Below are 21367 nucleotides of genomic sequence, written 5' to 3' on the forward strand. Positions count from 1 at the left end.
ACCGAATACGCGTCGGCACGCGCGACCGCGACGCGGTGGGGCAGCAGTCGGACGGTGGGCGGAGCGGTAAAGTCCCTCGGCGTGCACCTCAAGAGCCTGACCCTGCGAGGCTTCAAATCCTTCGCCTCCGCCACGACGCTGCGCTTCGAGCCGGGTATCACCTGCGTCGTGGGTCCCAACGGCTCCGGTAAGTCCAATGTGGTGGACGCGCTGTCCTGGGTCATGGGTGAACAGGGCGCCAAATCGCTGCGCGGCGGGAAGATGGAAGACGTCATCTTCGCCGGGACGACCGGTCGCCCGCCGCTGGGCCGCGCCGAGGTCTCGCTCACGATCGACAATGCCGATGGCGCGCTGCCCATCGACTACGCCGAGGTCACCATTACGCGGATCATGTTCCGCAATGGCGGCAGCGAATATCAGATCAACGGTGACACCTGCCGTCTTCTCGACATCCAGGAACTCCTTTCCGACTCCGGCATCGGCCGTGAGATGCACGTGATCGTCGGGCAGGGCCAGCTCGACTCCGTACTCCACGCCGACCCGATGGGGCGCCGCGCGTTCATCGAGGAGGCGGCCGGGGTCCTCAAGCACCGTAAGCGCAAGGAGAAAGCGGTCCGGAAGCTGGACGCGATGCAGGCCAATCTGGCGCGCGTACAGGACCTGACCGACGAACTGCGCCGCCAGCTCAAGCCGCTCGGCCGGCAGGCCGCCGTCGCGCGCCGGGCCGCCGTCATCCAGGCCGACCTGCGCGACGCGCGGCTGCGGCTTCTCGCCGACGACCTGGTCGCGCTGCGCGAGGCACTGCGTGCCGAAGTGGCCGACGAGGCCGCGCTCAAGGAGCGCAAGGACGCCGCCGAGAGCGACCTGCGTGCCGCACAGCGACGCGAGGCGGCGCTGGAGGAACAGGTACGCGCCCTGGCGCCACGGCTCGGCCGGGCGCAGCAGACCTGGCACGAGCTGTCCCAGCTCGCCGAACGCGTACGGGGCACCATCGGTCTCGCGGACGCGCGCGTGAAGAGCGCCAGCTCGGCCCCCGCTGACGTACGGCGCGGCCGCGACCCCGAGGACATGGAGCGCGAAGCCCAGCGCATCCGCGAGCAGGAAGCGGAGTTGGAAGCCGCGCTCGAAGCGGTCAGCCGGGCCCTGGACGACACCGTCAGCCACCGCGCGGAACTGGAGCGGGAGTTGGCGCACGAGGAGCGCAGGCTCAGGGACGCCGCTCGCGCGCTCGCCGACCGCCGTGAGGGGCTGGCCAGGCTGCACGGCCAGGTGAACGCGGCCCGCAGCCGCGCCGGTTCGGCCCAGGCCGAGATCGACCGGTTGGCCCACGCCAGGGACGAGGCGAGGGAGCGGGCCGTCGCCGCCCAGGAAGAGTACGAGCAGCTGAAAGCCGAAGTCGACGGCCTCGACGCGGGTGACGCGGAGCTCGCCGACCAGCATGAGCGTGCCAAGCGGGAACTTGCCGAGGCGGAGTCCGCCCTCAGCACGGCGCGGGAGGCGGCGACGGCGGCCGAGCGCAAGCGCGCGGCGACCGCAGCCCGGCATGACGCGCTCGCCCTCGGACTGCGTCGCAAGGACGGCACAGGAGCCCTGCTCGGTGCCGCTGACCGGCTCACGGGTCTGCTCGGCCCGGCGGCGGAGCTGCTGACCGTCACTCCCGGTTACGAGGTTCCCATCGCGGCGGCACTCGGCGCCGCCGCCGACGCCATCGCCGTGACCGACTCAGCGACGGCCGCCAACGCGCTGCGGCTGCTCCGTAAGCAGGACGCGGGCCGTGCGGCGCTGCTGCTGGGGGCCCCACCGAACGCCCTGGAGCGCGCGGCGGGGCGCGACGCCGACATCGCGCCCGAGGGGGCGGAGCCACGGGGCACGGAGCACGGAGCCACGACGCATGGGGCGACGGGGCAGAGCCCCGCTGAGGCAGGCACACGGGGCACGGAGCACGGGGCTGCGGAAGCGGGCGTACGGGCCACAGAGCACGGAGCTACGACGCATGGGGCGACGGGGCACGGAGATGCGGAGGCGGGCCTACCGGGCACGGCGCATGGAGCCACGGCGCACCCCCACGTCGGCGGTGCGGCCGCAGCACGGAGCATGGAGCACGGAGCGGCGGCAGGGGAGTACGGGGCAGCGGCGGACGAGGCCGGGCGAGGCCCCGCCGGAATTCACGTGCCCCGGCAGCGTGCGCCGTTCGCGGCGGCCTTGGTGAGCGGTCCCGGGGAGTTGCTGCCCGCCGTGCGGTGGCTGCTGCGTGACGTCGTGGTCGTCGCCACGCTGGAGGACGCCGAGGACCTGGTCGCCACCCGGCCTGAGCTGACGGCGGTCACCGCTGAGGGCGACGTGCTGGGGGCGCACTTCGCGCAGGGCGGCTCCGCCGGGGCGCCCAGCCTGCTTGAGGTGCAGGCGCAGGTCGATGAGGCGGCGGCGCAGCTCACGGAGCTGGCCGTACGGTGCGAGGAACTGGCTGAGGCACAGCGGCAGGCGCAGCATCGGCGGGTGGCGAGCGCCGCGCTGGTGGAGGAGCTCGCGGTCCGTCGCAGCGTGGCCGACCGGGAGAAGTCGCAGGTCGCCCAGTCCCTCGGACGGCTCGGCGGGCAGGCGCGTGGCGCCGCCGGGGAGGCGGAGCGGATGACCGCTGCCGCAGCCAAGGCCGAGGAGGCGCTCGTACGGGCGACTGAGGAGGCCGCAGAGCTGGCGGAGCGGCTGCGGGTGGCGCAGGAGGAGTCGCCGTTCGGGGAGGACGGGGCGGACGAGCCCGACACCTCGGTGCGTGACCGGCTCGCCGCCGACGGCGCGAACGCGCGGCAGACCGAGATGGAGGCGCGGCTCCAGGTCCGTACGCACGAGGAGCGGGTCAAGGGGCTCGCGGGCCGGGCGGACGGTCTCGACCGGGCGGCGCGCGCGGAACGGGAAGCGCGGGCGCGAGCCGAACAGCAGCGCGCCAGGCTGCGGCATGAGGGGGAGGTCGGGACGTCGGTGGCCTCCGGCGCCCGGCAGCTGCTCGCCCACGTCGAGATCTCGCTTCTCCGGGCGGATGAGGAGCGACGGGCGGCCGAGCGGGCGAAGACGGAGCGGGAGGCGGAGCTGGTCGCCGAGCGGGAACGGGGCCGCGAGCTCGCGTCGGAGCTGGACAAGCTGACGAACTCGGTGCACCGGGGCGAGGTGCTCGGCGCCGAGAAGCGGCTGCGCATCGAGCAGCTGGAGACGAAGGCACTGGAGGAGCTGGGGGTGGAACCGGCGGGGCTGGTGGCCGAGTACGGCCCGGATCAGCTGGTGCCGCCATCGCCGCCCGCCGAGGGCGAGGAGCTGCCGGAGGACCCGGAGCATCCGCGAAACCAGCCGGTGCCCTTCGTACGAGGTCAGCAGGAGAAGCGGCTGAAGGCCGCCGAGCGCGCGTATCAGCAGCTCGGGAAGGTGAACCCGCTGGCGCTTGAGGAGTTCGCAGCTCTGGAGGAGCGGCACAAGTTCCTCACCGAGCAGCTTGAAGACCTGAAGAAGACGCGGGCCGATCTCCTCCAGGTGATCAAGGACGTCGACGAGCGTGTCGAGCAGGTCTTCACCGAGGCGTTCCGGGACACGGCGCGGGAGTTCGAGGGCGTCTTCTCGCGGCTCTTCCCGGGCGGTGAGGGGCGGCTCATCCTCACCGATCCCGACAACATGCTGACCACCGGACTCGATGTCGAGGCCCGTCCGCCGGGCAAGAAGGTCAAGCGGCTCTCGCTGCTCTCCGGCGGTGAGCGGTCGCTGACGGCCGTGGCGCTGCTGGTGTCGATCTTCAAGGCGCGGCCGAGCCCGTTCTACGTGATGGACGAGGTCGAGGCGGCGCTGGACGACACCAACCTCCAGCGGCTGATCCGGATCATGGAGGAGCTGCAGGAGAGCTCGCAGCTGATCGTGATCACGCACCAGAAGCGGACGATGGAGGTCGCCGACGCGCTGTACGGCGTGTCCATGCAGGGCGACGGCGTCTCGAAGGTCATCAGCCAGCGGCTGCGCTGACCAGAAGATCAACTTCATTACTTGAACCTATTCCGCTGCGGAGTGTGCGGAAGTTCTTCACTTGCACCTATTGACTTCGAAACTTGAAGGCATAGTCTCTGCAACGTCGCTTTTACCTTCAAGTGGTGGCTCACGCTGAGTTATGCCCCACTGGGAGTGCCAGCCCCCCACGCCCGGCAGTGCGGCCGGGCCACAGGAGTTCACGTTGACCAGCACCGCGCAGCCATCGGCGCCCGAGGGTCGTAAGGCCCGCCCCGAGCACCTTGGCCACGTCATCTTCATCGCCGCGGCTGCCGCGATGGGCGGCTTTCTTTTCGGTTACGACAGCTCGGTCATCAACGGCGCCGTCGAGGCGATCCGCGGCCGGTTCGACATCGGCTCCGAAGCCCTCGCCCAGGTGATCGCCGCGGCACTGATCGGCTGCGCCATCGGTGCCACCACCGCGGGCCGCATCGCCGACCGCATCGGCCGCATCCGCTGCATGCAGATCTCCGCCACGCTGTTCACGATCAGCGCGATCGGCTCGGCGTTGCCGTTCGCGCTGTGGGACCTGGCCATGTGGCGGGTGCTCGGCGGTGTCGCCATCGGCATCGCCTCCGTGATCGGCCCGGCGTACATCGCGGAGGTCTCACCGCCCGCGTACCGGGGCCGGCTCGCCTCCTTCCAGCAGGCGGCGATCGTGACGGGCATCGCCGTCTCGCAGCTCGTCAACTGGGCCATCCTCCACTTCGCCGACGGCGACCAGCGCGGCAAGATCGCCGGTTTCGAGGCGTGGCAGTGGATGCTCGGTGTGATGGTGCTCCCGGCCATCGTGTACGGGCTGCTGTCCTTCGTGATCCCCGAGTCGCCCCGCTTCCTGATCTCGGTCGGCAAGCACGCCGAGGCCCGTGAGGTGCTGGCGGACGTCGAGGGCAAGCACATCGATCTCGACCTGCGGGTGGCCGAGATCCAGGAAGCCATGCGCCGTGAGCACAAGTCCACCTTCCGGGACCTGATGGGCGGCCGGACCGGGCTGCTGCCCATCGTCTGGATCGGCATCGGCCTCTCCGTCTTCCAGCAGCTCGTCGGCATCAACGTGATCTTCTACTACTCGTCGTCGCTGTGGCAGTCCGTCGGCATCGACCCGAGCAGCTCGTTCTTCTACAGCTTCACCACGTCGATCATCAACATCGTCGGCACCGTGATCGCGATGCTCTTCGTCGACCGCTTCGGCCGCAAGCCGCTGGCCCTGATCGGTTCGGCGGGTATGGCCCTGTCGCTCGGCGTCGCCGCCTGGGCCTTCTCGTCGAAGACCGGCACGGGTGACGACATATCGATGCCCGACATGCAGGGCACCGTCGCCCTCATCGCCGCCCACTCCTTCGTGCTCTTCTTCGCCCTCTCCTGGGGCGTGGTCGTATGGGTGCTGCTGGGCGAGATGTTCCCCAACAAGATCCGCGCCGCCGGGCTGGGCGTCGCCGCCTCGGCGCAGTGGGTCGCCAACTGGGCGATCACCGTCAGCTTCCCGTCGCTGTCGGACTGGAACCTCTCCGGTGCCTACGTCCTGTACACGATCTTCGCCGTGCTCTCGATCCCGTTCATCCTCAAGTGGGTGCCGGAGACGAAGGGCAAGGCGTTGGAGGAGATGGGCTGATCACCCCGCCCACCCGTCTCCTCGCGTCCCCGTCACGGGGACTCCTCAGGTCGCTGCCCCGGCTCCGTCACGGAGCCGGGGCAGCGCCGATTTTCGGCAGCACGGCGCTCGCGAACAGATGCAGCGAACTCCAGCCCTCCTCGACCGGGATGCCCCCGCACAGCGGGTGCAGGACCAGCGCCCCGTTGTCGCCGAGCCGTCCCGCCAGATCCACGCACTCGTCAGGCGTCAGCACCCGGTAGACGCCCTCGCGGCGCAGCGCGTCCACGTCGTCGGCGGTGGAGCCCACCGCGGAACGCCCGCCGGGCGACTGCCACGAGGCGTACACCTTCGCCTCGTGCAGCAGATGCTGGCCGTACGTCGCCCAGGCGCGGTCCGGGTCCTCCGTCAGGTGCAGCAGCGGCGTCCGGGGCGCGGGCATCACGCACCGTCCCACGGTGCCGTACTCCGCGCACCGTGCCCCGTAGTACTCCGCGAGCCGCGGCAGATGAGCACTCAGGAACAGCGGCAGCCCCAGCCGCGCCGCGCGCCGCGCCGCCGGTTTCGAGCCGCCGCCGACCAGCAGCGGCGGATGCGGCTGGGTATACGGGCGCGGCGTGACGCGCACGGTGCGGCCCCGGTAGCGGAACGGTTCCCCGGTCCACGCGGCGAGCAGCGTCTCCAGCACCTCGTCCTGGAGGCCGCCGCGCCACTGCCAGTCCTTGCCGTGTGCCGCGTACTCAGCGGGCCGGTACCCGAGCCCGGCGACAGTGATCAGCCGCCCGCCGCTCAGCAGGTCCAGTACGGCGATGTCCTCGGCGAGCCGCAGCGGATCGTAGAGCGGGGCGAGCAGCGCGGCGACAGTGACGGAGATCCGCCTGGTGGCGCCGAAGACGGTGCCGGCGAAGGCGAGCGGGGACGGCAGCCAGCCGTTCAGCGCGCCGTGGTGCTCCTCCGTCTGGATGGTGGTGATGCCGCGGTCGTCGGCGAAGGCGGCCATGTCGACGGCGGCGCGATAGCGCCGGGAGAGCGATTCGGGGGTGGCTGTGGGATCGACCAGATTGAACCGGACGACGGTCCTTGGCGCTGCCGGTGGGCCGGAGTGCTGGGCAGCGGGCATGAGAAATCCCCTTCGCCGTAGACGGTCCGAGGACGGCGAAGGGGACGGTAGCTCGCGGGGGAGGCCCTGCGGTAGGGCGCCGATCAGCCGACGGGCTCCAGATTCCGGCCATCTTCGGCGTTCTCGGTTACGGGGCCACCGGCACCCTCACGGGGCCTCGGCAGCACCGCGAAGCACACGGCGGCGATGACGATGGTCGCCGCCCAGCCGAGGCCGTTGCGGCCGATCCAGCTGGTGGCCAGCGGCCCGGTGAACCACTCGACCTTGGTGAAGCAGAGGCCGGCGGTCAGGGCCAGCGCCCAGGCCGTCATCGCCTGCCAGCAGAACCCGCCCGCGTACCAGTAACGGCTGCTGCGGCCGGTGTCCATCAGGCCCTGCGGGTCGTAGCGCACGGCCAGCTTGTGGCGGCGTGCCATGTCCACCGCGTACACGCCGATCCAGGCGGAGAAGGAGACGGCGAGCAGGGTGAGGAAGGTGATGAAGGAACCGTAGAAGCTCTTGGCGACCAGCATCAGCAACAGACCGCCGACCAGGCTGATGACGGCGTTGATGCTGACGGCGAGCGCGCGCGGCAGCTTCACGCCCATGGTCTGGGCGGTGAAACCGGCGGAGTACATCGACAGGCTGTTGATCAGCAGCATGCCCACCAGCGCGGTGAACAGATACGGCACGGCCAGCCAGTCCGGCAGGACGTCGCCGAGGAAGGACACCGGGTCGGGCGCGGAGGCGAGGTCGGGGGTGGAGACGGCCATGACGGCGCCCATCAGCACCATCGGGACGACCACGAGGCCCGCGCCGGACACGGTGACACCGACGATCTTGCGGCCGGAGGCGGCGTGCGGGAGGTAGCGCGCGAAGTCGGGGCCGGTGGGCACCCAGCTGATGCCGCCCGCCGCGATGGTCCCGATGCCCGCGATGACCATCGCCGTGCTGCCCGTCGGCCGGTCGAAGACGGAGCCCCAGTCCGTGTCGGCTATCAGGTAGCCGAGGACCAGCACGCTGAAGCCGCCGAAGACGTACGTCGACCAGGTGTTGCAGACGTGCAGGGCCTTTCGGCCCATGCCGCTCACCAGGAAGGTGGACGCCACGAACGCGAAGAGGGTGATGACGACCAAGAGGTTGTTCTGCCGCACGCCGAACAGCAGGTCGAGGATGGTCAGGACGGCGTACGCGCCGGTGACCGCGTTGATCGTCTCCCAGCCGAAGCGGGCGACCCACAAGATCGCGCCCGGGAAGTAGTTGCCCCGGACGCCGAAGGTGGCGCGGGAGAGCATCGCGCCGGGGGCTCCGCCCCACTTGCCGGAGACCGACAGCAACCCGACCATCCCGAAGGAGACGGCGGCGGCACACCCGGCGACGAGCAGCACCTGCCAGAAGTTCAGGCCGTTGAAGACCACCAGGCCCGCGCCCATGGTGAGCAGCAACACGCTGATGTTGGCGGCGACCCAGGTGGGGAACAGCTCCCGGACCCGGCCGTGACGTTCGTGGGCGGGCACCGGTTCAATGCCGCGGGTCTCGATCGCGTTGGCAGCGCCGGCGAGGGCGGTATCGCCCGTCGAGGGGTGGGGCGCGGTAGACGCGTTGGGCGCGGCGGACCTGTTGTCCATAGGGATGGGGCTCCGTGCGTTCAAACGGGGGCGGAAAGCCGCCTGGGGGACGCGGGGGACTCTACGCGTGTAGCATGCTGCCATACCATCGTACTTTGCTCCAACTTTGGCGGTTAAGCGGCTTTGGTCCTCAGCACCAAAGATGAGCGCCGCTAATCCGGATACGTGGCCGATACTGGTGGCGTTATGGAAATCGTCATCCTTGCTGTAGTCATCGCTGTGGTCGCGCTCGGCGCGATCAGCGGGCTCGTGGTCAGCAGCCGCAAGAAGAAGCAGCTGCCCCCGGCCCCGCCGAGCAGCCCATCCGTCACCGCGCCGCCCGCCGAGCCACACGTCGGCGAGGAAGCCGAGACCCCGCGCGAGGAACCGCGCCGGACCATCGAAGAGGTGGACCTGCCGGGGGCACCGGCCCCGGCCACCGTGGCGCCACCGGCGCCACCCGTCCCCGCGATCGAGGTGCCGGAGCCGAGCGCCGGGCGCCTCGTACGCCTGCGCGCCCGGCTCTCCCGGTCGCAGAACACCCTCGGCAAGGGTCTGCTGACCCTGCTCTCCCGTGAACATCTCGACGAGGACACCTGGGAGGAGATCGAGGACACACTGCTCACCGCCGACGTCGGCGTCGCCCCGACGCAGGAACTGGTGGAACGGCTCCGTGAGCGCGTCAGGGTGCTCGGCACCCGCACCACGGAGGAACTGCGCGGCCTGCTCCGTGAGGAGCTGCTGCTGCTGATCGACCCCGACGTCGACCGTGTGGTGCACACCGAGAGCGGTGTGACGGCCGACGGTCAGGAGAAGCCGGGCGTCGTCATGGTCGTCGGAGTCAACGGCACCGGGAAGACCACCACCACCGGCAAGCTCGCCCGAGTGCTCGTGGCCGACGGCAAGTCCGTGGTGCTCGGTGCGGCCGACACCTTCCGCGCCGCCGCCGCCGACCAGCTCCAGACCTGGGGCGAGCGGGTGGGGGCACGCACCGTGCGCGGCCCCGAGGGCGGCGACCCGGCGTCGGTCGCCTTCGACGCGGTGAAGGAGGGCGTCGCGGAGAACGCGGATGTCGTGCTCATCGACACCGCTGGACGGCTGCACACCAAGACCGGCCTGATGGACGAGCTGGGCAAGGTCAAGCGCGTCGTGGAGAAGCACGGCACAGTGGATGAGGTGCTGCTCGTCCTCGATGCCACCACTGGCCAGAACGGGCTCATTCAGGCCCGGGTGTTCGCGGAGGTCGTGAACATCACCGGCATCGTCCTGACGAAGCTGGACGGCACCGCGAAGGGCGGCATCGTCATCGCCGTACAGCGTGAGCTGGGTGTTCCGGTCAAGCTCGTCGGACTCGGCGAGGGCGCGGACGACCTGGCGCCGTTCGAGCCGGGCGCGTTCGTCGACGCCCTGATCGGCGACTGACCCCGGTCGGCGACTGACCCCGGCCGACGACTGACCGGCCGACCACTGACCGCTCGATCCCTGACCGGCGGTTCGCCGGTCGCTGACGCCGCCGGTGAACGGCGAGCGGATGGCAGGACCCACCCCCGTGGTGGCTCGCCCGGCGGAGACGCCGGGGGAGCCACCACGCTGCGTAAGAGGCTCTGCCTGTACGTCTTGTACGCCCCGTCGTCTTATGCGCCCCGTGGCGCGCGCGACGTGGGCATCCCGTGTACGCCCCGGCGTGCGCGCCGGGCGGGCCTCAGGTCGCTGACCGGTGGCAGACGTAGGCGAGGGTGCCGAGGAGCAGCCGCGCGTGCGGGGGGTGGCCGGCCGTGTCGAGGGTGGGCGGGCGCAGCCAGCGGACCGGGCCGAGGCCGCCGAGGTCGGAGGGCGGGGCGGTGATGTGGTGGCCGGCACCCAGGCACCGCAGGTCGAGATCGGCGTCGTCCCAGCCCATGCGGTACAGCAGCTGGGGGAGCTCGGTGGCGGCACCGGGGGCGACGAAGAACTGGGCGCGGCCGTCCGGCGTGACGATCACCGGCCCCAGCGGCAGCCCCATCCGCTCCAGCCGGACGAGCGCGTGCCGCCCGGCGGCCTCCCCCACCTCAAGGATGTCGAAGGACTGTCCTACGGGCAGGAGTACGGCCGCGCCGGGCGTCCGCGCCCAGGCCGCGGCGGCGTCCTCCAGCGTCGAACCCGCCGGGACACCCGCCGCACGGGCGAGTGGATGCGCGCCCGGTGCGGGGCAGTCGACGGCCCCGCACGAACACTCGCGCCCCCCGCCGGTGCCCCGCGCGGCGCGGGCGCCGGGCGTCACATCCCATCCCCACAGTCCGGTGTACTCCGCCACCGTGGTGCCCTCGGCCGCACGGCCGCGGCGCCGTGAGGCGGAGCGCATGTCCCGGATGCCGCCCATAGTGAAGCCCATGCCCCCTCCAACGGGTCGCGCTCATCGATGGTTACGTGCTGGAGTTCCGCCATAACCGTCTGTCGCCACGGGTGACGGGGCGGCGCATTGAGGTGAGTGTGGGTGGCGCGTCGCTGGACGCGCGCCCTGTGTTGCACCGCTGCGCCTGCCCGGGTCGCCCTGTGTCAAGTGAATCGTGATGCGCGGCAGGGGAGTTCATTCAAAGGGGTGGCGAATGGTGGCGTTTCACTGAATCGCCTCGCCGGGCCCGTGATCGTAGGATTACCGTCGGTACGCACAAGACCAGAGGAGTGCTCGTCTCTTGGGTATGCCGGAGGCATCCGGGCATTGCCAAGTGGCCTGATCCGTAGCGGACTTGCTGTCGAATGGGGTACACCCCGGACGGTGGCCGTGAAGCGCGGAGAGCTGGCGGCAGTCCGGGTTCCGGTCGGGGCATTTGCCCGAGCGGCCCCGTTGGTCCCACGCGAGGGGCGGCAACCGCGCGAGCGGACGGTGGCCTCGTGGCGCGGGCGGCGGGGCGGTGCGGCGACGATGACGATGACGTGGCGATGACGTGGCGAAGGCCGCAGTGAAGGCCGTAGCGAAGTGAGCGGTGAAGTGACTCTCGAAATGGGGGCGTTCCAGTGGGCGACAACGGCGGAAGTGCTGACAAGCGCCCCAATGAGCAGCTGGGCTCATGGTTTATGCGCAGTGGCTGGTCCAAAGGTGAGCTGGCGCGGCAAGTGAACCGAAGGGCGCGCCAGTTGGGCGCCCACCACATCAGCACCGACACCTCGCGTGTGCGGCGCTGGCTGGACGGCGAGCAGCCGCGCGAGCCCATTCCGCGCATCCTGTCCGAGCTGCTGTCCGAGCGGTTCGGCTACGTGGTCAGCGTCGAGGACCTGGGTTTGCGGTCACATCATCAGTCGCCGTCGGTCTCCGGCGTGGACCTGCCGTGGGCGGGGCCGCAAACCGTGGCGCTGATCAGCGAGTTCTCCCGTAGCGACCTGATGCTGGCGCGGCGCGGCTTCCTCGGCACGTCACTCGCGCTGGCCGCGGGCCCCGCGCTGATCGAGCCGATGCAGCGCTGGCTCGTGCCCACCCCAGGCGGCCCGTCGGCGGCAGCCCCGCCCGACCAGCTCCACACCGACCGGTCGCGTCGGAACCGGCTCTCGGGCCCGGAGCTGGACCTGCTGGAATCCACCACCGTGATGTTCCGGACGTGGGACGCGCAGTGCGGCGGCGGGCTGCGCCGCAAGGCGGTCGTCGGCCAGCTGCACGAGGTGACGGACCTCCTCCAGGAACCCCAGCCGCAAGCGGTGTCGCAGCGGCTGTTCAGAGCGGCCGCCGAGCTCGCCGAGCTGGCCGGGTGGATGAGCTACGACATCGGGCTCCAGCCCACCGCCCAGAAATACTTCGTGCTGGCGCTGCACGCCGCCAAGGAGGCCGGTGACCGGCCACTGGGCTCGTACGTGCTGTCCAGCATGAGCCGCCAGATGATCCACCTCGGCCGCCCGGAGGACGCGCTGGAGCTGATCCATCTCGCGCAGTACGGCGGCCGCGAGTCCGCCACCGCGCGCACGCAGGCGATGCTGCACTCCATGGAGGCACGCGCGTACGCCAACATGGGCCAGCCCAACAAGTGCCACCGCGCCGTCAAGATGGCCGAGGACACCTTCGCCGACTGCGCTCCCGGCGACAGCGACCCGGACTGGATCGGCTTCTTCTCCGAAGCCGAGCTGCACGCCGAGAACGCGCACTCCTACCGCGACCTCGCCTACGTGGCCGGGCGCAGCCCCACCTACGCGCACCTCGCGCAGCCGCTGATGCGCAAGGCCGTCGAGCTGTTCGCCGAGGAAACCGAACGGGAAGGCGGCCACCAGCGTTCGTATGCGCTCAACCTGATCGGTATGGCCACCGTCCACCTGCTCCAGCGCGAGCCGGAACAGTGCGCGGTCCTCGCCGAGCAGGCGCTGCGCGCCGCCAAACAGGTGCGCTCGGAGCGCGTGAACAACCGGCTGCGCAAGACCGTGGACACCGCCGTACGCGACTTCGGCGACGTCCGCGAAGTGTCCCACCTCACCGACCAGCTCGCGTTCTACCTGCCGGATTCCGCGGAGGCCGCACACGCGGTCTGACACGCACCGGCCCCTGATTCCGGCCGCGGCGACCACCCCGTACAGCCCGACTCGGCTCCCCTACGCCAGGTCAGCGGGATGGTTCCGCGGCCGGTTCCCGTATGGGGCGCACGGTGCGCCAGAGAATAACCGCGCCCCGCCCGCCGGACCCGGCAGTTCATCGCCGCGTAACATCCCCGCGCCCATCGTCATGGTGGCGAAACATCGTGCGGCATTGGCTGAAACGGCGCTGCGCCAGCCTCGTGGCCACACCGGCCCACTCAGTCAAAACCCACTCGTACCCGCCTTACCCGCACGGGCCGTCGCCACGAGGAGACGTCGACATTGAATGGCGCAGATACCGCATTCGTACTGATCAGTGCCGCGCTGGTGATGGTGATGACACCCGGCCTGGCCTTCTTCTACGGGGGCATGGTGCGGGTGAAAAGCGCCCTCAACATGCTCATGATGTCCTTCATCTCGCTCGGCATCGTCAGCGTCCTGTGGGTGCTCTACGGCTACTCACTGGCGTTCGGCGATGACATCGGCGGCGGGGTGCTCGGGAACTTCGACCACATCGGTCTCAAGGGCATAGACCCCGAGACGCTGACCGGCGGCGACAAGGGCATCCCGGTCTTCGCCTTCGTGCTCTTCCAGCTCATGTTCGCGGTCCTCACCCCCGCACTGATGAGCGGTGCGCTGGCCGACCGGGTGAAGTTCAGCGCCTGGGCGCTGTTCATCACGCTCTGGGTCAGCCTTGTCTACTTCCCCGTCGCGCACTGGGTGTGGCAGGCGGACGGCTGGCTGTTCAAGCTGGAGGTCATCGACTTCGCGGGCGGCACAGCGGTGCACATCAACGCCGGTATAGGCGCGCTCGCCGCGGTCCTCGTCGTCGGCAAGCGCATCGGCTTCAAGAGGGAGCCGATGCGGCCGCACAGCCTGCCGCTGGTGATGCTCGGCGCGGCGCTGCTGTGGTTCGGCTGGTTCGGGTTCAACGCGGGCTCCGCGCTGGCCGCCAACGGCACCGCCGCCACCATGGCGCTCAACACCCAGGTCGCCACGGGCGCGGCGATGCTCGGCTGGCTCGCCTACGAACGCGTCCGGCACGGAGCGTTCACCACGCTCGGCGCCGCCTCGGGAGCGGTCGCCGGTCTGGTCGCCATCACCCCGGCCGGCGCGCATGTCAACGCCATGGGCGCGATCCTCATCGGCGTCGTCGCCGGTGCCGCCTGCTCCTGGGCCGTCAGCCTCAAGTACAGGCTGGGCTTCGACGACTCGCTCGACGTGGTCGGCGTGCACCTGGTCGGCGGTCTGATCGGCACACTGCTCGTCGGTGTCCTCGCCATCGACGGTGTCGGCGGCATGAAGCAGCTCGGCAAGCAGGCGACCGGCGCGTTCTCCGTGCTGGCCTTCTCCTTCGTGGTCTCCTGGATTCTCGCCAAGCTCGTGGACGTCACCGTTGGCTTCAGGGCCGCTGAGGACGACGAGGTCAGCGGAGTCGACCAGGCGTTCCACGCGGAGACGGCCTACGACTTCAGCGCCGTCGGAGGCTCCCCCGCGGGCCGTAGTACGGTGCGCGGCTCCAGCCAGGACGAGACCGGCGCGGCCGCCGCGCAGCAGCCGGGGACCAAGAAGGTGGACGCATGAAGCTCATCACGGCCGTCGTCAAGCCCCACCGGCTCGACGAGATAAAAGAAGCGCTGCAGGCGTTCGGCGTACAGGGTCTGACCGTCACCGAAGCCAGCGGCTACGGCCGCCAGCGCGGCCACACCGAGGTCTACCGGGGCGCGGAGTACACCGTGGACCTGGTGCCGAAGGTGCGTATCGAGGTGCTGGTCGAGGACGCGGACGCCGAGGAGCTGATCGAGGTGGTCGTGAAGGCCGCCCGGACCGGCAAGATCGGCGACGGCAAGGTGTGGAGCGTGCCCGTCGACACCGCCGTGCGCGTACGCACCGGCGAACGCGGCCCGGACGCGCTCTAAGGCGCCCTGGACGCGGTGACAACAAGCTGACCGGCGGCGGGACCAGCCGCTGGGCACAGAGCCGAAACGGAGCCCGGGTTGATGGACGGCGTCACGGACCAGACAAAGGACGAGACCACGGACGCCGACTCGGGGTCCAGCGGCTACGCGGCGGCCCGGCTGCGCCTCCTCCAGGAGGACGCGCGGCCCGGGCCGTCGCGCCGTATCCGGCTGGCCGAACTCACCGACGAGTGGCTGGCTTCGCTGCTGGCACGCGGGGCGCGGGCGGCGGGCATGGCGGACCCACGGGGCGTGGGACGCGGTGCGGGTGCGGACGGGGCGCGGAGCACGGGGCACGGGGCGGACGCACGGGGCACGGGGCACGAGGCGGACGTACGGAGCACGGGGCCACGGAGCACGGAGTCACAGGGCGCGGAGTCACGGCGCGGCGGGGCAGCGGAGCCCGTCCCCTCGCCGACCGGAGCTCCCGCCCCGGTCGCCCCCGCGCCCCCCATCCCCGGAGCCGCCCTCGTAGCGGTCGGCGGCTACGGGCGCGGCGAACTGTCCCCACGCAGCGACCTGGACGTGCTCCTGCTGCACGACGGGTCGGCCGACGCGTCGTCCCTCGCGGCCCTCGCGGACCAGATCTGGTACCCCGTCTGGGACATGGGCCTCGCACTCGACCACTCGGTACGCACCCCCGGCGAGGCCCGCAAGACCGCGGCCGAGGACCTCAAGGCGCAGCTCGGGCTGCTCGACGCGCGGCACATCGCGGGCGACGCCGCCTTGACGGCCCAGCTGCGCACCGCCGTACTCGCCGACTGGCGCGCCAAGGCACCGCGACGTCTTCCCGAACTCCACGAACTGTGTCAGGACCGCGCGCGCCGCCAGGGAGAGCTGAGGTTCCTGCTCGAACCCGACCTCAAGGAGGCGCGGGGCGGTCTGCGCGACGCCACGGCGCTACGGGCCATTGCCGCGTCCTGGCTGGCCGACGCTCCGCGCGAAGGGCTGGAGGAGGCGCGCCGCGGCCTGCTCGACGCCCGGGACGCCCTGCACTTGGTCACCGGCCGCGCCACCGACCGGCTCGCCCTCCAGGAGCAGGACCAGGTCGCGGCGAGCGTGGGCCTGCTCGACGCGGACGCACTGCTGCGGCAGGTATACGAATCGGCCCGCACCATCTCCTACGCCGCCGACGTCACCTGGCGCGAGGTCGGCCGCGTGCTGCGCTCCCGTACCGCCAAACCCCGGCTCCGTAGCCTGCTCGGCGGCCGCGGCGGCCGCAGCCCCGTGCCCCACGGAGCCCGCCCGGCGATGGGCGAGCGCAGCCCCCTCGCGGAAGGCGTGGTCGAGCAGGAGGGTGAGGCCGTGCTCGCGCGCACCGCCCGCCCCGAACGGGACCCCGTCCTCCCGCTACGGGCCGCCGCCGCTGCCGCCCAGGCGGGACTGCCCCTGTCACCGCACGCGGTCCGCCGCCTGGCCGACGCGCGCTCGCTGCCCGTCCCGTGGCCGCCGGAGGCCCGTGAACAGCTGATCACGCTGCTGGGCGCCGGGGAGCCCACCGTGCAGGTCTGGGAGGCCCTGGAAACGCAGGGACTGATCACCCGGCTCCTGCCGGACTGGGAACGAGTCCGCTGCCGCCCGCAGCGCAACCCCGTACACCGCTGGACCGTCGACCGGCACTTGATCGAAACCGCCGTACGGGCCAGCGCCCTCAGCCGCCGGGTCGGGCGCCCCGACCTGCTGCTCGTCGCCGCGCTGCTGCACGACATCGGCAAGGGCTGGCCGGGCGACCACTCCGTCGCCGGGGAGACCATCGTCCGCGACGTGGCGGCCCGGATGGGCTTCGACGAGGCGGATACGGCGGTCCTCGCCACCCTCGTCCGGCACCATCTGCTGCTCATCGAGACGGCCACCCGCCGCGACCTGGAGGACCCCGCCACCGTACGGTCGGTGGCCGAGACCGTCGGGACCATCAGCACTCTGGAACTGCTGCACGCGCTGACCGAAGCGGACGCCCTGGCCACCGGCCCCGCCGCGTGGAGCAGCTGGCGCGCCTCTCTGCTGGCCGACCTCGTCAAGCGGGTCACGGCGCAGCTCGCCGGCGAGCCGGCGACGGAGCAGACCACGGCGCAGGAACCGACAGCCGAACAGGAACGGCTGGCGATCGAAGCCTGGCGCACGGGCGAGCCCGTACTCGCCCTGCACGCGCGCACGGAGCCGCCGTCGCCCGACGACGCCACAGAGCGGCCCGAGGCCGACCTGCCCGCGGTCACGGAACCGGCCGGACAGGAACCGGTCGGCGTCGAACTGCTCATCGCCGTTCCCGACCAGCCGGGAGTACTGTCAGTGGCCGCCGGTGTGCTGGCGACCCACCGGCTGACCGTACGGGCCGCCGACCTGCGAGCCGTCGAACTGCCCGCCGCCGTGCTCGCCGGAGGACCACCATGGCCAGGGCCCGACGCGGCAGCCAACGCGGCCGCCGGTACGGGAGCGCCAGCAACGGGGAGCCCGACCGCGGCCTCACGCGCGCGCCCCGGCCGGGGCGGCGAGCAAGGAAGGCGCAGCGGCCGACGGGGCGAGGGGCAAGGCACCGGAGGCGGCGAGGGTGCGGGCAGCGTGTTGCTGCTGAGCTGGCGAGTGGCCGCCGAGTACGGGTCACTGCCGCAGGCGGCGCGGCTGCGCAACGACCTCGTCCGCGCACTGGACGGCTCCTTGGACATCACCGCCCGGCTCACCGAACGTGAGAACGCCCACCCGCGCCGCCGCGGCGTACACGCCCCGCCGCCGAGGGTCACCGTCGCCCCGGACAGCTCCCAGCACGCGACCGTCATCGAGGTACGAGCCCAGGACGCACCAGGGCTGCTCCACCGGATCGGCCGCGCCCTGGAGGACGCGGGAGTGACCGTACGCAGCGCGCACATCAGCACCCTGGGCGCCAACGCGGTGGACGCCTTCTACGTGACCGACCCGGCCGGTACGCCACTCCCTGAGCTCCGGGCAGCCGAGGTGGCCCGGACCCTGGAAAGCGCGCTGCGCTGAGCGGAGCACACGCACTCCCGAGCACGCCGCGCGCCGAGGCGGGAGCGCGACGGGGGACGGTGCACGGAGTGCGGGTCCGGGTGTGGACGGGGCACGGGGCACGGGGCACGGAGCGAATCTGCGGACGGGCCAGCGCCGCGGTGCCCGGGGCATGGAGCACGGAGCCTTGGCACGAGCATGGGGCCATGCCTGGGGGCACGGCACGGGGGCCAACAGTGCGGAGCGACGGGGCACGGGGCACGGGGCACGGGGCGAGAGTTACGGTGCACGGAGCACGAGCCGGAGTCCGCGTTATCCAGCGGTCCATCGTGTGCACTGTCACACCTGGTTGTGCGGGTCCCGAAGGGGGTTGTGAGGGGGCTCAAACCGTCCCGTGCGGGCAGCGGGGCAGACCACACTGGACCGGGCGGATACCCTTGGGGGTCAACCGCCGAACCGACTTCGACAAGAAGGACTCGCGACCGCCGTGTTCGATACCCTCTCCGACCGCCTCGCAGCGACGTTCAAGAACCTCCGGGGCAAGGGGCGCCTGTCCGAGGCGGACATCGACGCCACGGCGCGCGAGATCCGTATCGCCCTCCTTGAGGCGGACGTCGCCCTGCCCGTCGTACGGGCGTTCATCAAGCAGGTCAAGGAGCGGGCGCTCGGCGCCGAGGTCTCCCAGGCGCTGAACCCCGCCCAGCAGGTCATCAAGATCGTCAACGAGGAACTGGTCGGCATCCTCGGTGGGGAGACCCGCCGCCTGCGCTTCGCCAAGACGCCGCCAACCGTGATCATGCTGGCCGGTCTGCAGGGTGCTGGTAAGACCACGCTTGCCGGAAAGCTCGGCCGCTGGCTGAAGGGGCAGGGCCACGCGCCACTGCTCGTCGCCTGCGACCTGCAGCGCCCCAACGCCGTCAACCAGCTCTCGGTGGTCGCCGAGCGCGCCGGTGTGGCGATCTACGCGCCCGAGCCGGGCAACGGTGTGGGCGACCCGGTGAAGGTCGCCGAGGACTCCATCGAGTTCGCCAAGACCAAGCAGCACGACGTCGTGATCGTCGACACCGCGGGCCGCCTCGGCATTGACCAGGAGCTGATGCGGCAGGCCGCGGACATCCGCGACGCCGTCCGCCCTGACGAGGTCCTGTTCGTCGTCGACGCGATGATCGGCCAGGACGCGGTCAACACCGCCGAGGCGTTCCGCGACGGCGTCGGCTTCGACGGCGTGGTGCTCTCCAAGCTCGACGGTGACGCCCGCGGTGGTGCCGCGCTGTCCATCGCGCATGTCACCGGCCGCCAGATCATGTTCGCCTCCAACGGCGAGAAGCTGGACGACTTCGACGCGTTCCACCCGGACCGTATGGCGTCCCGCATCCTCGGCATGGGCGACATGCTCAGCCTGATCGAGAAGGCCGAGCAGACCTTCAGCCAGGACGAGGCCGAGAAGATGGCGGCCAAGCTGGCGAAGGGGCCCAAGGAGTTCACGCTCGACGACTTCCTGGCGCAGATGGAACAGGTCCGCAAGATGGGCTCCATCTCCAAGCTGCTCGGAATGCTGCCGGGCATGGGGCAGATCAAGGACCAGATCAACAACCTTGATGAGAAGGATGTCGACCGCACCGCCGCGATCATCAAGTCGATGACCCCGGCCGAGCGGCACGAGCCGACGATCATCAACGGCTCGCGCCGTGCGCGCATCGCGCGCGGTTCCGGCGTCGATGTGAGCGCGGTCAAGAACCTCGTCGAGCGGTTCTTCGAAGCTCGCAAGATGATGTCCAAGATGGCTCAGGGCGGCGGCATGCCGGGAATGCCCGGGATGCCGGGCATGGGCGGAGTCGGCTCGAAGAAGAAGGGCAAGCCGCAGAAGAAGGCCAAGGGCAAGCAGCGCAGCGGCAACCCCATGAAGCGCAAGGCTGACGAGCAGGCCGCCGCCGAGCGGCGGGCCGCGGGCGGCGGAGGCCAGCAGGAGGGCGACGCCTTCGGGCTGCCCGGTGCCGGCCGGGACGCGAGCTCGTTCGAGCTTCCCAAGGAATTCCGCGACATGCTCCCGCCGCAGCAGTAACAAGCACACCGTCGCTATCGCTCTGCTCCGCCCCGGCCTACACGCGTGCACACGCGCGTAGGCCGGGGTGATCGGCTCTCTCCCGCTGCCGTGCCGTCTCGCGTGTCATCTGACGGCGGCGTGCGTGCCTGCGCCCCGCCTCGCCACCGTACGGCCAGGCGCAGCGTGCTCACCGAGTAAGGGAGTTGGGGTCGGTCAGACGCGGGCAACGAGATAGCGGAAGACGTTGGACATCCAGACGGTGCCGTCGGAACGTAGATGCGGATGCAGAGCCTCCGTGAGTTCCTTCGTCACCTGCGTCGCGTCGGTGGCCTGGGCCGCCGCGTCGAACTGGCCGGTGGAGAGCAGTCCGCGTACGGCACTGTCCATGTCGGCGTAGCCGAACGGGCAAGCAACTCGGCCGGAGCCGTCTGGGCGCAGCCCCGTCCGCTGGGCGACCTCTTCCAGGTCGTCCCGGCCGCACGGCTGCCAGCCGGGCGCGTTGGAGGCCTTGGTACCTCGGGCGACTCCGCCTGCTCTGGCGTCCCCCGCGCCGAAAGGCCCCGGGGAGTCGGCGAGACGCGCGGCTACCCGGAGGACGCCCGCCGTGGCGCACCGCTCGGGCGGGCCCCAACCGGCCAGCACCACAGGACTGCCCCGCTCGGCGAGCCCCGCGGCCTGCTCCAGCGCTTCCGTCATGGACCGTACGCCGTAGGGGTTCATCGGGTCGAAGACCGTCACCATGTTGAACGCGGCCGCTCCGTCGTTCCACGCGCACTCAGCACCGCCATGCCACAGCCGTGCGCGGCGGTCACTCACGTCGTCGCCCCGTGGCTGGAGCCGCTCACGGGCGAGATCGAGGCGCTTCTCATCCCTGTCGACACCGGCGACCGCCGCCCCGCGCGAGGCGGCCATGAGCAGCGCCAGGCCGGAGCCGCAGCCCAGACTGAGCAGCCTTGTCCTGGAGTCGACCTCCAACCGCGCGTACACCGCCTCGTAGAGCGGCACCAGCATCCGTTCTTGGATCTCCGCCCAGTCACGGGCGCGTGCCGCAGCGTCAGCCGGGTCGGGTGACAAGAGGTGCGGGTGGTGCTGCCGTACGAGCGTAGGGGTCATGAAAGCGCTCCAATCCGCCGAGAGCTGTACCGAGTTCCTTCATGTCGCCCCCGTATGCGCGCTGCTGTGAAACACCCCCGTATGCCAGGGAACTCCCCATCAGTGCCTACGTCCAGAGGGAGGGAGGGCTTTCCGACGCCCACCCTTCGCTCCGTCGACGACTCACTCCCTCACCCTCCGCGCGCCGTCTCCGGCCAGTGGCCCGTACGGCCTTGACCTGTCGCGCGCGCAGGCGTACGCCCAGCCGCGGGGTGGCGGAGCCGTAGGTGACAGGGGCACGAGGCGCGAGGCATAAGGCACCGGGGACGGGGCACGGGGCAGAACCCCCGGCGGGGCGGACGGCGAGGGAGCCGCAGTCCTGCTTCACTCCGCCGGAGCACGGAGCACGGAGCACGGAGCACGGAGCACGGAGCACGGAGCACGGAGCACGGAGCACGGAGCACGGAG

General features: G+C 71.2%; 12 protein-coding genes. 8 read left to right on the forward strand and 4 right to left on the reverse strand.

All coding sequences use genetic code 11. The features are described from left to right. Positions 1-81: 81 nt before the first annotated feature. Both AC5P1B_RS33915 and AC5P1B_RS33920 read left to right on the forward strand, forming a co-directional pair. Positions 82-3999 (forward strand): AAA family ATPase, encoded by a 3918-nt coding sequence (locus tag AC5P1B_RS33915; RefSeq protein ID WP_493891857.1) that lies wholly within the window; start codon positions 82-84, stop codon positions 3997-3999. Positions 4000-4204: 205 nt separating this feature from the next. Next, positions 4205-5632, forward strand: coding sequence for a sugar porter family MFS transporter (locus tag AC5P1B_RS33920; RefSeq protein WP_493891858.1), 1428 nt, complete (start codon positions 4205-4207; stop codon positions 5630-5632). A gap of 67 nt (positions 5633-5699) precedes the next feature. Here AC5P1B_RS33920 and AC5P1B_RS33925 read toward each other — a convergent pair whose 3' ends face one another. Together AC5P1B_RS33925 and AC5P1B_RS33930 are read right to left on the reverse strand one after the other, a co-directional pair. Further along, positions 5700-6731: an LLM class flavin-dependent oxidoreductase gene (locus tag AC5P1B_RS33925; protein ID WP_493891859.1), complete on the reverse strand. Its 1032-nt coding sequence runs from the start codon at positions 6729-6731 to the stop codon at positions 5700-5702. A gap of 83 nt (positions 6732-6814) precedes the next feature. After that, positions 6815-8338 carry a purine-cytosine permease family protein gene (locus AC5P1B_RS33930; RefSeq protein WP_493891860.1) on the reverse strand — a complete coding sequence of 508 codons (1524 nt, stop codon included), beginning with the start codon at positions 8336-8338 and terminating at the stop codon, positions 6815-6817. Positions 8339-8524: 186 nt separating this feature from the next. Between AC5P1B_RS33930 and ftsY the strand changes: the two genes are divergently transcribed. Next, on the forward strand, positions 8525-9739 hold the full coding sequence (ftsY, locus tag AC5P1B_RS33935) for a signal recognition particle-docking protein FtsY (RefSeq protein ID WP_493891861.1): 1215 nt from the start codon (positions 8525-8527) through the stop codon (positions 9737-9739). A gap of 280 nt (positions 9740-10019) precedes the next feature. Here the strand turns inward: ftsY and AC5P1B_RS33940 are convergent, their stop codons facing one another. Beyond that, positions 10020-10688: a bifunctional DNA primase/polymerase gene (locus AC5P1B_RS33940; RefSeq protein ID WP_493891862.1), complete on the reverse strand. Its 669-nt coding sequence runs from the start codon at positions 10686-10688 to the stop codon at positions 10020-10022. Between the two features lie 623 nt (positions 10689-11311). Here AC5P1B_RS33940 and nsdA point away from each other — a divergent pair. From nsdA to ffh, 5 genes are all read left to right on the forward strand, one after another. Then, positions 11312-12805, forward strand: coding sequence for a transcriptional repressor NsdA (nsdA, locus tag AC5P1B_RS33945; protein ID WP_493891863.1), 1494 nt, complete (start codon positions 11312-11314; stop codon positions 12803-12805). Positions 12806-13129: 324 nt separating this feature from the next. Beyond that, the gene (locus tag AC5P1B_RS33950; protein WP_493891864.1) at positions 13130-14431 is read left to right on the forward strand and encodes an ammonium transporter; all 1302 of its coding nucleotides are present in this window, start codon (positions 13130-13132) and stop codon (positions 14429-14431) included. Beyond that, the gene (locus tag AC5P1B_RS33955; RefSeq protein ID WP_493891865.1) at positions 14428-14766 is read left to right on the forward strand and encodes a P-II family nitrogen regulator; all 339 of its coding nucleotides are present in this window, start codon (positions 14428-14430) and stop codon (positions 14764-14766) included. The genes AC5P1B_RS33950 and AC5P1B_RS33955 overlap by 4 nt, the downstream gene beginning before the upstream one ends. Positions 14767-14847: 81 nt before the next feature. Then, the gene (locus AC5P1B_RS33960) at positions 14848-17784 is read left to right on the forward strand and encodes a [protein-PII] uridylyltransferase (RefSeq protein WP_493891866.1); all 2937 of its coding nucleotides are present in this window, start codon (positions 14848-14850) and stop codon (positions 17782-17784) included. A gap of 466 nt (positions 17785-18250) precedes the next feature. Then, on the forward strand, positions 18251-19825 hold the full coding sequence (gene ffh, locus AC5P1B_RS33965) for a signal recognition particle protein (RefSeq protein ID WP_493891867.1): 1575 nt from the start codon (positions 18251-18253) through the stop codon (positions 19823-19825). A gap of 195 nt (positions 19826-20020) precedes the next feature. On the opposite strand, the gene AC5P1B_RS33970 is transcribed toward ffh, so the two are convergent. Further along, positions 20021-20920, reverse strand: coding sequence for a class I SAM-dependent methyltransferase (locus AC5P1B_RS33970; protein ID WP_493891868.1), 900 nt, complete (start codon positions 20918-20920; stop codon positions 20021-20023). Between the last annotated feature and the right edge of the window lie 447 nt (positions 20921-21367).

The sequence above is a fragment of the Streptomyces sp. A01 genome, from assembly GCF_059026195.1.